Genomic DNA, 12,024 nt, shown 5'->3' on the forward strand with positions numbered 1-12,024 from the left:
AATTGTTTTTAAGCTAGTTTTAAAATATGGCATAGAAATCGCTTAGTAATGGCAAAGCAACACCCTCGGGGGAGAATTTAATGGAAAATGTCCATATTTTGACGCAACGTGTCTCTGGTCGCGGCGATTTTTTGCCGTTTTCGGCTGAGCACACACCAAATCACGAAACAACGGCAACACATGAGTTAGTCGCTGAGCTACAAACTAGTTTAGTTATTGAAGATGTATTAGCCATATATGCAAAATTTACAAAAAAGCTTTTAAACTTTACGGGGTTGCAGTTTCAATCAACGCTTGGTACCGCACAAACGTCTGAAAGTGATACAAACAGTACACCCTATATTTTTGATTTAGCAATTGGAAGAGAGCATTTAGGGCAACTTATTTACTTTAGTAAATACCCTTTAGGCAAAGCAATTGAAAGCAAGCTACGGGCGCTTCACTCAGCGCTGGTTTACCCGCTACGTAATGCGATGATGTATAGCCGCGTTCTTAAATTGGCAACAAAAGACTCCCTAACAGGTTTAAATAACCGTAGTCAATTTAATGACATTTTATCCCAAAAACTAGAAAACTGTCGTCGTTATCAACGCCCTTTCAGCTTAATGTTATTAGACCTTGATAACTTTAAGCAGGTCAATGATCAGTTTGGTCATAAAATTGGTGACGATACACTTAAAGAATTTGCTACTGTATTAAATTCAAGTATACGTGCGACAGATACTGTATTTAGATTTGGTGGTGATGAATTTGCAATACTAATTGAAGACCCTGAGTTTACAACTAACAAAGTGATTTCTGAACGCATTATGCAATTTGTAAAACACTCAAGTTTAATGTCTAAATACAGCGTAACGGTAAGTATTGGTTACACATTAGCGACAAGTAAAGACTGCGATATAGAATTATTTTCACGAGCAGATAAAGGATTGTACAAAGCTAAAGCGTCTGGTAGAAATTGCGCTAAAGCATATTAACTTAACGATTTAATTAAAAAAGGCCTCGCTTCCCCCGCTGGGCCTTTTTTATGCAAACCGCTACCCTATTGTTTAATAGGCTTTGCGGGTAAAAACTTATAAATAGTAAGCGCTACACAAAAACCAAAAAAGTAACCACTAACTAAATTAATTAAGGCAGTGGCGGTACCCAGTGGCGTAAATAACACTAAAACTAATGGTAAACTCACCCCTAGTATAAAAAATATACCGCCTTTACCTAACCAGTAAGCCATTAAAATAACCGCTGATACAGCACCACCCGAAATAGCATAGGCTAAAGTAACAATGTTCAAATCGAGTAATACATTAGCAACTAACGCTATTAGGGCTGTAAATAGCATGCCTAATGGGGCTTTATTAACCAGCGATAACCCAACATGTGGCTGTTTACTCATTTATTTACACTCCCAATAAATACCATTTTCATCATAATGTTTTTCACTTATAAAATAGCCAACCACTTGGACTAATTCGTCGTTGTAGAAAATAAGCGGCACATGACTTCGAAGCCAAGGCGCTATTTTTGCATCTTTAAACCAGTGCTTAACGGTATTGCTTCCTGGCTTTTTTAGTGGTTTTATACGAGCGCTATTGCAATTAAACCTTACTGAAACCTGCTCATTAGCATACGGCGCTCTTATTCCTGCACCGCTTTGCTTTGTTAATATGCGGCCATCATTGAGAGTGAGTTCATGAGTGATTAACTCATCATCATTCACAATGTTATTTTGAGTTACAAAGTATAAATTCCCTTGATGGCGTCTAACTTGTCCATCAACCAAGTTAATTTGAATTTGTGCGTCGGCCTGAGCATTTATTGCCTGGTTGATAATTTGTGACAACTGCTTTTGAGATGGCATTATTTCAGTAAACAAACCAAGCCACGCTCTTACCACATTAGCTAAACGCGGCTCACTGTATGACTTTATGTTGTTAATACATAACGCTTGTTGCGCATTTAAGCTTTGATTTAAATCAGTAAAAATATATTCATCAAGTAGAGCTTGTTGTTGCTGAAGTAACTCAATACTGCGAGCTGCACACTGCTCAAAGCCATCAAACCGTTCTGCAAGTACGGGTACAACACTGGCGCGCAAAAAGTTACGATCGAAGCGCTCATCAGTATTGGAGTCATCTGTAATATGATCAATACCATATTGTGCAGCAAAGCTTTCAATGTCACTTCGTTTCACATCTAAAAGTGGCCTAAAACACACTCTGCCACTTTTTAATACGCGTTTTTGATGCATAGCGCCGAGACCTTTTAAACCAGAACCTCGTTTTAAACGCAGTAAAAAAGTTTCTATTTGGTCGTTTAAGTGTTGCCCTAGCAATATAATACTGTTTTTTGGGCTTAGCTCGTCGAGCGCTTTATAGCGAGCATCACGTGCTTGAGCTTCTAAGCTTGTTCGTGATTGAACCTCTATGTTGACACTCACTGCCTGAAATGACACGCCAAGATCTATACATAAGCGTTTACAAAACTGTTGCCAATCATGAGCATGTTTACTCAACTCATGATTAACATACACAGCACTGAGCGTAATCGTATCAACTTCACTTTTTAGCTTACTCATTAAATGCAGCAACACAACCGAATCTACCCCACCTGAAAGCGCAACAGTAAATGCGCTATTAGGCTGTTTAATATAGCTACTTAATGACTTTTTTAATTGCTGATAAATGGCTGATGACTGCATACAACACGCTATAAAATTATAATTTAATGTATTTTAAAACAAAAAAGCCGCATAAGCGGCTTTTTTTAACGTTTAATATCAGTAATTACTGTTAGCAGTAACCAAACGACATTAAACGTTTGTAACGTTGATCAAGCATGTCTTCAAGCGAAAGCGCTTGTAAGTCTGCTAAATCACGCTTTAAACGCGTTTTTAAGTTACGCGCCATTGCATCGTAATTGCGGTGCGCGCCACCTAAAGGCTCATCAACTAAGTTATTGATTAAGTCTAACTCTTTAACGCGCTCTGCCGTTACACCCATGGCTTCTGCTGCAAGTGGTGCTTTGTCTGCGCTTTTCCATAAAATTGATGCACAGCCTTCTGGCGAAATTACCGAGTACGTGCTGTATTGCAACATATTAACTCTGTCGCCAACACCAATCGCTAATGCACCACCTGAACCACCTTCGCCAATAACCGTACAAATAGTGGGCACTTTAAGTGCAGCCATTACTTTAAGGTTACGAGCGATTGCTTCAGACTGACCACGCTCTTCAGCGCCCACACCTGGGTAGGCACCTGGTGTGTCGATAAAGGTCATAATTGGCATTTTAAAACGCTCAGCCATTTCCATTAAGCGTAATGCTTTACGGTAACCTTCTGGCTTTGGCATACCAAAATTGCGTTTGATTTTTTCAGCTGTGTCACGCCCTTTTTGTTGGCCAATAACCATCACTGGTTCGCCATCTAAACGTGCAACACCGCCTAAAATAGCCGGATCATTAGCAAATGTACGATCGCCTGCAAACTCGTCAAATTCCGTAAAAATGCGCTCGATATAGTCTCGAGTGTAAGGACGCAACGGATGACGTGCTAACTGTGATACTTGCCAAGCGCCTAAATTTGAGAATATTTCCTCTTTTTGTTTAGCACTTTTTTCTTTTAATTTGCTGACTTCCTCTTCTAACTCAAGGTCTAACTCGCCAGCGCGGCTTATGCTTTGTAATTCTTCAATTTTTGCTTCTAATTCTGCAATTGGAAGCTCAAAATCAAGATAATTGAGGCTCATGCTCTAAACTACCTAATCAGTTAAATTCTAGTTCTACATTTTGTGCCGCCATGAGTGATAACTTATGAATTAAGTCGTCGCTCGGCGTGACACACCATTCGATCCCTAGGGTTAATTGCGCCAACGCATCGGGGCGTTGGTAATAAACCTTGATCGGACACGTTCCCATTTTATAAGGTTCGAGTACTTTTTGTAATTTATCGAAGAAACCTGCCTCGATTTGCACCATGTTCAGCGTCATTTTAATCGCTTTAATGCGTTTTTCACGCGCTTGAGCAATGGTGTTTATTTCTCTGGCGGTCATTGTAATGCCACCAGAGAAGTTATCAAAGCTGACCTGTCCAGATATTACCAAGATATTATTAACTTGCAGCATTTCTTGGTACATTTCAAACTGTTCTGGGAACAAGCGTACATCAATACGGGCGCTCTTGTCATCTAAAGTTATTAAGCCCCAGCGGTTCCCTTTTTTATTAATTAAGGTGCGAGCAGAAATAACCAAACCAGCAGCAGTTGAGAGTACATCACGATTAGTTGGTTGTAAATCCACCAACTTTCCGCTGGTGTAATACCTAAGTTCTTTTCGGTACTGATTTATCGGATGCCCTGTTAAATAAAGGCCTAACGTGTCTTTTTCACCCTCTAACCATTCATTGTCGGTCAGCCCCGTCGCCTTAATAAAGGCTTGCTCAACTTCATCAGGCTCGGTGGCTAATAAACCAAATAAATCGCTTTGCCCTAGTTGCTCTGCCTTGTTGTGCTGATCGGCTGCGCGCATGGCATCTTTTAAACTTGCCAGTAACGTTGCACGCCCTGCTTGGGTTTTCTCTGGCCCTAATTGATCAAGCGCACCGGCATAAATTAATTTTTCGGTAACCCGTTTATTTAAGCGTTTTAAGTCAACGCGAGCACAAAAATCAAATAAATCTTTAAACGGGCCGCCTTTTGCGCGCGCTTCTAAAATAGCGTCTACCGGCGCTTCACCTACGCCTTTAATAGCGCCAATACCGTAAACAATTTCACCTTGCAGATTTACCGTAAACTTAAACTCACCCGCGTTTACATCGGGCGGTAATAAGGTAAGTTTCATGTTTTCACATTCATCTACCAAAATTACTATTTTGTCGGTGTTATCCATATCAGCCGACATTACCGCAGCCATAAACTCAGCTGGGTGGTGCGTTTTCATCCACAGCGTTTGATACGATACTAATGCGTATGCCGCTGAGTGAGATTTATTAAAACCATAACCTGCGAACTTTTCTACCAAGTCGAAGATTTTAATGGCTAGTTCGCCGTCAATACCATTATTACGCGCGCCATCTTCAAACGTTGAACGTTGCTTTGCCATTTCTTCGGGTTTTTTCTTACCCATTGCACGGCGTAACATATCGGCGCCACCCAACGTATAACCTGCGAGTACCTGCGCTATTTGCATTACTTGTTCTTGATACAAAATAATGCCGTATGTCGGATCAAGTATTGGTTTTAAGCTTTCGTGTTGGTATTGCGCATCTGGGTATGAGATTTCTTCTCGGCCGAGTTTTCGGTCAATAAAGTTATCTACCATGCCTGATTGCAGTGGCCCTGGGCGGAACAACGCCACGAGTGCAATCATATCCTCAAAACAATCGGGCTTAAGGCGGCGTACTAGGTCTTTCATACCGCGCGATTCTAGCTGAAACACTGCCGTTGTTTCGGCGCGTAGTAATAGCTCTATGCTTTTTTTATCATCCAGTGGAATGGTGTTGATATCAACAGGATCTTTGCCTTCGCGCTGCATGCGCACGTTGGTCATATCCACAGCCCACTGCAAAATAGTCAAGGTACGTAAGCCCAAGAAATCGAACTTAACAAGGCCTGCGGTTTCTACGTCGTTTTTATCAAACTGGGTAACCGGAAACTTACCTTCATCGTCACAATAAAGTGCAGCAAAGTCGGTAATGGTGGTCGGCGATATTACAACACCACCGGCATGCTTACCGGCATTACGTGTACACCCTTCGAGGATGCGACACATGTCTATTAAGTCTTTTACCTCAGAGTCGCCGTCGTAGGCTTCTTGTAAGCGCGGCTCTACATCGAAAGCTTTAGCAAGGGTCATCCCTGGATCGCCTGGGATCAACTTCGAAATGCGATCAACAAAGCCATAAGGGTGACCAAGTACACGGCCTACATCGCGTATTACCGCTTTTGCCGCCATGGTACCAAAGGTAATAATTTGCGATACCGCATCACGGCCATACAATGCCGATACGTGATCAATTACTTCATCGCGCCTATCCATACAAAAATCGACGTCGAAATCGGGCATTGATACACGTTCAGGGTTAAGGAATCTCTCAAAGAGTAAGTCAAATTCAAGCGGATCGAGGTCTGTAATTTTAAGTGCATATGCTACTAATGAACCCGCACCCGAACCACGCCCAGGACCTACCGGAATATTGTTATCTTTACTCCACTGAATAAACTCCATTACGATTAAGAAGTAACCCGGAAAACCCATTTGGTTAATTACGCCAAGCTCAATTGCTAAACGCTCATCGTATTCAACGCGTTTTACTTTACGGTCTTCTTCGTCTGGGAATAAAAACTGGAGACGTTCTTCAAGGCCGTCTTCTGAAACTTTAACCAAAAACTCATCTATATTAAGAGAGCCTGTTGGGTAATCTGGCAAAAAGTATTCGCCTAACTTTACAGTCACATTACAGCGTTTGGCTATTTCTACCGTATTTTGCAGTGCTTCGGGTATATCGCTAAATAGCTCAGCCATTTGCTCAGGCGTTTTTAGGTACTGTTCTTCTGAGAAACGTTTTGGACGGCGCTTATCATCAAGGGTGTAACCATCAAAAATAGCAACTCGAATCTCATGCGCTTCAAAATTTTCTGGCTTTAAAAATACCACTTCGTTGGTTGCTACAACGGGTAACTGCTCTTTAGCGGCAAGCTCTACCGCCATGTGTAAGTAGTCTTCCTCAAGTGGACGATTTGTGCGAACCAATTCTAAATAGTAATGATCGCTAAAGTGTTGCTTGTAAAAGCTAATAACCGATTCAATAACGCCAGGGTTATTTTTTAAAAGCGCCTTACCTAAATCACCATCTTTCGCGCCCGAGAGAATAATTAACCCTTCTTTGTGATTTACCAGCCATTCACGATCAATCACCGGGCGATGAAATACATGCCCCCGCTGATACGCTTCAGAAATTAATAAAGTTATATTTTTATAACCTACATTGTCTTTAGCTAAAATTGTAATGCGGCATGGTTCATCGGGGAATTCAGGGCTACGCAGCCAAAAATCAGCGCCAACAATCGGCTTTATACCCGCATTGTGCGTGGCGCCATAAAAGCGCACTAAACCACAAAAGTTCATTTGATCGGTAATAGCAAGCGCAGGCATTTCAAGCTCTTGCGCTTTAGCGACTATTGGCTTGGTTTTAGCTAGGCCATCAACCATCGAAAAGTCTGAGTGAACCCTTAAATGTACAAACTCTGGTGCAGCCATGGTTTATGCCTCACCCTTAGCTTGCATTAGCACACGTTGTACAGGCTTAAAGCTTTTACGGTGTTCGTCAATTGCGCCGTATTGCTCAAGCGCTGCAAAGTGCGCTTTAGTTGGGTAACCTTTGTGCCCTGCAAACCCATATTGTGGGTAGCGTGCATCGAGTTCAACCATTTCATCATCACGCGCTACTTTAGCTAAAATAGACGCTGCTGATATTTCAGCTACTAGGCTATCGCCTTTAACAACCGCTTGTGCCGGCATTGTTAATTTCGGTAAACGATTACCATCTATAAATACAAATTCAGGCTGTGTGCTTAACCCTTCAACTGCGCGGCTCATAGCAAGCATGGTGGCGTGTAAAATATTTAACTCGTCAATTTCTGATGGGCTGCAACGCCCATAGGCATAGCACAGTGCTTTTTCTTTTATTTCTAAAGCCAATGCTTGGCGCTTTTTATCTGTTAACTTTTTAGAGTCGGCTAAACCTGCAATAGGTTTAGTTGGGTCGAGTATTACCGCAGCGGTAACAACATCACCTACAAGCGGGCCGCGCCCTACTTCATCTACACCGGCAATTAAGGTTACATTAGGTCGTTCAATTTGCATGTATTAACTCCGCTACAGCTTGCGCTGCTTGTTTGCTGGCGTTTAATCTAATTTTTTCATGAATTGCTAAAAACCGTGCTTTTAATTGTTTGTTATCTGTCTCTAGCATAGGTGTAAGTGCGCCTGACAAATTGGCTACGTTACATTCGCTTTGTAAAAATTCAGGCACGAGTTCTTCATCGGCCAATAAGTTAGGCAGTGAAAAATACTTAATATTAAAGGTAAATAAAGTTTTAAAAATCCAATAACTCATCGGCTTTATTTTATAACCCACTACCATGGGCTTTTTATAGAGCATGCCTTCAAGTGTGGCAGTGCCCGATGCAAGTAATATGGCATCTGCCGCTTGCATCGCTAATTTTGATTGCCCATCTAGCAAACTAATATTAAGGCTAGGTGCTGTGGCATTTAAAATATCAGTAAACTGCGCTTTGCGCTTTTCGTTTACCAGCGGCACTACAATTTTAAGGTTGGGGTTTTGCGCTTGTAACTGCGCAGCTGTCTTTATATAGGTTTCGCTTAGTAAGCCTACTTCAGAGCCTCGGCTACCTGGCAGTAACGCAAGTACTTTGTCATCAAGACTTAACCCTAGTTCTGCACGTGCTTGGCTGTCGTTGTGCTCAAGCGCTATATCGTCAGCTAATGTGTGCCCTACAAACGTACACGGTACTTGGTGCTTATCGTAAAATTCTTTTTCAAACGGTAATAATGCAAGCACTAAGTTAGTAGCAGCGCTTATTGTATGTATGCGTTTTTCGCGCCATGCCCAAACAGACGGACTCACGTATTGAACGGTCTTAATACCTGCCTCTTTTAACGGTTTTTCAACGCGTAGGTTAAAATCGGGGGCGTCTATTCCAATAAATACATCGGGTGGGTTATCAATAAAGTGCTGTACTAGCTGTTTGCGTATTTTAAGTAATCGAGGCAGGCGTCCTAATACTTCAACCAACCCCATTACCGATAGCTCATCCATATCGTAAAGTGTTTTACAGCCTTGCGCCTGCATTTTTGGCCCTGCAATCCCTTCAAAGGTGGCGTCTGGAAAATGTATTTTTAATGCTTTTATCAGGCCTTCGCCTAGAATATCGCCCGACAGCTCACCTGCCACTATACCTATTCGTAGTTGTTTTTTTTCTTTAGTCATTTGCTTTTTGGTTCATATTTAAATCGGGCGTCATAAGTTTAGTTTACCGCGTTTTGGTATGTGATTAAACGCTTTAAACAACTCGTTTTTTATCTATAAATATAATCTCTATTGTTGTTTATTTTTAATACTGATGTAGCATACAAATAATATATTAAGTTTTACTAATATATATTGACAAGTATTGAACAAGCGTGAATAATGTTGCAAACTTTCAGTAATTACTGAAAGTTCATTTAATAATTAACTCTGCCAATACCTCATTGTCCAGTTAATCCGTCACATTCAAGGAGCATAAAATGATAGATGAAACCTTTGTGGATCTATCGCGACTGCAGTTTGCCATTACTGCACTCTTTCACTTCATATTTGTACCGTTAACAATAGGTATGACTTGGATCTTAGTTATTATGGAATCAGTTTATGTTATGACTGGTCGCGAAATTTATCGTGATATGACTAAGTTTTGGGGTAAGTTATTTGGTATTAACTTTGCCATTGGTGTTGCCACAGGCCTCACTATGGAGTTTGAATTTGGCACTAACTGGTCTTATTACTCACATTATGTGGGTGATGTATTTGGTGCCCCACTGGCTATTGAAGGGTTAATGGCATTCTTTTTAGAATCAACTTTTGTGGGTATGTTCTTCTTAGGATGGGATAGACTTTCTAAACGTCAACATTTAGGCGCTACCTTTTTAATGGCACTGGGTACAAACTTATCAGCATTATGGATATTAATTGCTAATGGTTGGATGCAAAACCCAGTAGGTGCTGAATTTAACTACCAAACTATGCGAATGGAAATGACCAGCTTTGCAGAGCTGGTATTTAACCCTGTTGCACAGGTTAAGTTTATTCACACGGTATCTGCAGGCTATGTCGCCGCGTCTATGTTTGTTTTAGGTATAAGTAGTTGGTACATACTAAAAGGTCGCGATTTAGCATTTGCTAAACGTTCATTTTCAGTGGCTTCAGGGTTTGGTTTAGCCTCAATTTTATGTGTTATTTTACTTGGTGATGAATCAGGCTATGAAGTAGGCGAAATTCAAAAAGTAAAATTAGCAACTATTGAAGCCGAGTGGCACACAGAAGAAGCGCCCGCTGCGTTTACTGCATTTGGTTTTCCTGACTCTGAAGAGCAAGTAACCCATGCAGCTGTAAAAATACCCTATGCATTGGGCATTATTGCTACGCGTTCACTTGACGAAAAAGTAATGGGTATCTCTGATTTAGAGAAAAAACATGAAGTACGTATTCGTAACGGTATGATTGCTTATGGCTATCTAACTAAACTCAGAAATGGCGAAGATACTCCTGAAAACATTGCTAAATTTGACGCAGTAAAAGACGATTTAGGCTATGGCTTATTGCTTAAGCGATATACATCAGATGTTGTTGATGCGACCGATGAGCAAATTCAAAAAGCAGTAAAAGATTCGTTTCCAAAAGTAGGCCCTATGTTTTGGTCGTTTAGGATCATGGTTGCCTGTGGCGTGGCTATGCTTGCAGTGTTTGTATTAGCATTCTATTACAACGCACACCGTATAATTGAACAAAAACGCTGGCTGCTTTGGGCCACTGTATTAAGTATTCCATTGCCATGGATTGCGATTGAATTTGGCTGGATTGTCGCAGAATATGGCCGCCAACCTTGGGCTATTTCTGAAATACTACCGACTTTTTTAGCAACGTCATCACTGACGGTCAACGATATTTTAATTAGCTTAACAGGTTTCATCATTTTCTATACAGGCCTTGCCATTGTTGAAGGCTGGTTAATGATTCACTTTATTAAAAAAGGCCCTAGCTCATTACACACTGGTAAATATCATTTTGAGCTGCCAAACAACACACAAGCAAAAGGAGAATAATCATGATTTTTGATTATGAAACATTAAAAATGTTGTGGTGGTTGATCATTGGGGTGCTTTTAATCGGCTTTGCAATTACCGACGGTATGGATATGGGGGTTGCTATGCTCCTTCGTCTAGTAGGTAAAACAGATTTAGAACGACGTACTGTCATTAACACAATTGGTGCGCACTGGGATGGTAACCAAGTATGGTTTATTACCGCCGGTGGCGCGTTATTTGCTGCTTGGCCCATGGTGTATGCCGCCGCTTTTTCGGGCTTTTACTTTGCAATGATGCTTGTACTATTTGCCCTCTTTTTTAGACCACTTGGGTTTGATTATCGCTCTAAAATTGACTCTAAACGCTGGCGTAATAACTGGGATTGGGGCCTGTTTGCAGGTAGCGCTATTCCAGCACTCGTGTTTGGTGTGGCATTTGGTAATTTATTTTTAGGTGTCCCATTTAATATCGATAACCTGTTACGTGTGAGTTACCAAGGTTCATTTTTTGGCTTGTTAAACCCATTCGCACTGCTTGCAGGTTTAATTAGTGTAGCTATGTTAATTGCCCATGCTGGTATGTGGTTACAACTTAGAACGGCTGATGCAGTTGCACAGCGTTCTGGCCAGTATGGACGTTATGCATTAATTGCATTTATTATTTTATTTGCAGCTGCGGGGGCATGGGTTGCTAATTTGAATGGCTACCAAATTGTGTCTATGGGCGATACTCAAGGCCATGCTGATCCGCTAGCTAAAGTGGTTACAACAGCAAAAGGGGCTTGGCTAAATAATTATGCAGAACGCTCATGGACAATGACCTTTCCTATTTTGGCGTTTGCAATGGCGCTGAGCGCGCTAATTTTTTCTAAGCTCAATAAACCAGCGTTAGGGCTTATTTCAACAGCACTTATGCTAGTGGGTGTCATTATGACTGCGGGCGTTTCATTATTCCCGTTTATTATGCCATCAATTAACAACCCTAATATTAGCTTAACAATTTGGGACGCCGTTTCGAGCCATAAAACACTTAATATTATGCTTGTAGCCGTGGCCATTTTTGTACCATTAATTTTAACCTACACCACATGGTGTTATGTGAAAATGTGGCGCAGAGTAACCGTAGAAGAAATTGAAACTAACACTCATGGCAGCTACTAAG

The 12,024-nt window shown here is 41.2% G+C and carries 9 protein-coding genes; 3 read left to right on the top strand and 6 right to left on the bottom strand.

The window, feature by feature from the left end; genetic code table 11:
- Positions 1-80 precede the first annotated feature (80 nt).
- Positions 81-977 carry a GGDEF domain-containing protein gene (locus tag ATS76_RS15940; protein WP_058552863.1) on the top strand — a complete coding sequence of 299 codons (897 nt, stop codon included), beginning with the start codon at positions 81-83 and terminating at the stop codon, positions 975-977.
- A gap of 65 nt (positions 978-1,042) precedes the next feature.
- Here the strand turns inward: ATS76_RS15940 and ATS76_RS15945 are convergent, their stop codons facing one another.
- From ATS76_RS15945 to lpxB, 6 genes are all read right to left on the bottom strand, one after another.
- Positions 1,043-1,393: a hypothetical protein gene (locus tag ATS76_RS15945; protein ID WP_058405695.1), complete on the bottom strand. Its 351-nt coding sequence runs from the start codon at positions 1,391-1,393 to the stop codon at positions 1,043-1,045.
- Positions 1,394-2,698, bottom strand: a complete 1,305-nt coding sequence (tilS, locus tag ATS76_RS15950; protein WP_058552864.1) for a tRNA lysidine(34) synthetase TilS — start codon at positions 2,696-2,698, stop codon at positions 1,394-1,396.
- Between the two features lie 91 nt (positions 2,699-2,789).
- Positions 2,790-3,746: an acetyl-CoA carboxylase carboxyl transferase subunit alpha gene (accA, locus tag ATS76_RS15955; RefSeq protein ID WP_006793614.1), complete on the bottom strand. Its 957-nt coding sequence runs from the start codon at positions 3,744-3,746 to the stop codon at positions 2,790-2,792.
- Positions 3,747-3,762: 16 nt separating this feature from the next.
- Positions 3,763-7,254: a DNA polymerase III subunit alpha gene (gene dnaE / locus ATS76_RS15960; RefSeq protein ID WP_058552865.1), complete on the bottom strand. Its 3,492-nt coding sequence runs from the start codon at positions 7,252-7,254 to the stop codon at positions 3,763-3,765.
- Positions 7,255-7,257: 3 nt separating this feature from the next.
- Positions 7,258-7,860, bottom strand: coding sequence for a ribonuclease HII (gene rnhB, locus ATS76_RS15965; protein ID WP_058552866.1), 603 nt, complete (start codon positions 7,858-7,860; stop codon positions 7,258-7,260).
- On the bottom strand, positions 7,850-9,007 hold the full coding sequence (gene lpxB, locus ATS76_RS15970) for a lipid-A-disaccharide synthase (RefSeq protein WP_058552867.1): 1,158 nt from the start codon (positions 9,005-9,007) through the stop codon (positions 7,850-7,852). The genes rnhB and lpxB overlap by 11 nt, the downstream gene beginning before the upstream one ends.
- A gap of 299 nt (positions 9,008-9,306) precedes the next feature.
- Here lpxB and ATS76_RS15975 point away from each other — a divergent pair, with 299 nt between their 5' ends.
- The gene (locus ATS76_RS15975; RefSeq protein WP_058552868.1) at positions 9,307-10,881 is read left to right on the top strand and encodes a cytochrome ubiquinol oxidase subunit I; all 1,575 of its coding nucleotides are present in this window, start codon (positions 9,307-9,309) and stop codon (positions 10,879-10,881) included.
- Positions 10,882-10,883: 2 nt separating this feature from the next.
- Positions 10,884-12,023 (top strand): cytochrome d ubiquinol oxidase subunit II, encoded by a 1,140-nt coding sequence (cydB, locus tag ATS76_RS15980; RefSeq protein ID WP_058405701.1) that lies wholly within the window; start codon positions 10,884-10,886, stop codon positions 12,021-12,023.
- Position 12,024 lies beyond the last annotated feature (1 nt).

It is taken from the genome of Pseudoalteromonas sp. 10-33 (genome assembly GCF_001469195.1).
In the GTDB taxonomy this organism is placed as follows: Bacteria; Pseudomonadota; Gammaproteobacteria; order Enterobacterales; family Alteromonadaceae; genus Pseudoalteromonas.

Coding starts and splice junctions, on each gene's coding strand:
- ATS76_RS15940 (WP_058552863.1), top strand. CDS start 81: ATGGAAAATGTCCATATTTTGACGCAACGTGTCTCTGGTCGCGGCGAT.
- accA (WP_006793614.1), bottom strand. CDS start 3,746: ATGAGCCTCAATTATCTTGATTTTGAGCTTCCAATTGCAGAATTAGAA.
- tilS (WP_058552864.1), bottom strand. CDS start 2,698: ATGCAGTCATCAGCCATTTATCAGCAATTAAAAAAGTCATTAAGTAGC.
- dnaE (WP_058552865.1), bottom strand. CDS start 7,254: ATGGCTGCACCAGAGTTTGTACATTTAAGGGTTCACTCAGACTTTTCG.
- rnhB (WP_058552866.1), bottom strand. CDS start 7,860: ATGCAAATTGAACGACCTAATGTAACCTTAATTGCCGGTGTAGATGAA.
- lpxB (WP_058552867.1), bottom strand. CDS start 9,007: ATGACTAAAGAAAAAAAACAACTACGAATAGGTATAGTGGCAGGTGAG.
- ATS76_RS15945 (WP_058405695.1), bottom strand. CDS start 1,393: ATGAGTAAACAGCCACATGTTGGGTTATCGCTGGTTAATAAAGCCCCA.
- ATS76_RS15975 (WP_058552868.1), top strand. CDS start 9,307: ATGATAGATGAAACCTTTGTGGATCTATCGCGACTGCAGTTTGCCATT.
- cydB (WP_058405701.1), top strand. CDS start 10,884: ATGATTTTTGATTATGAAACATTAAAAATGTTGTGGTGGTTGATCATT.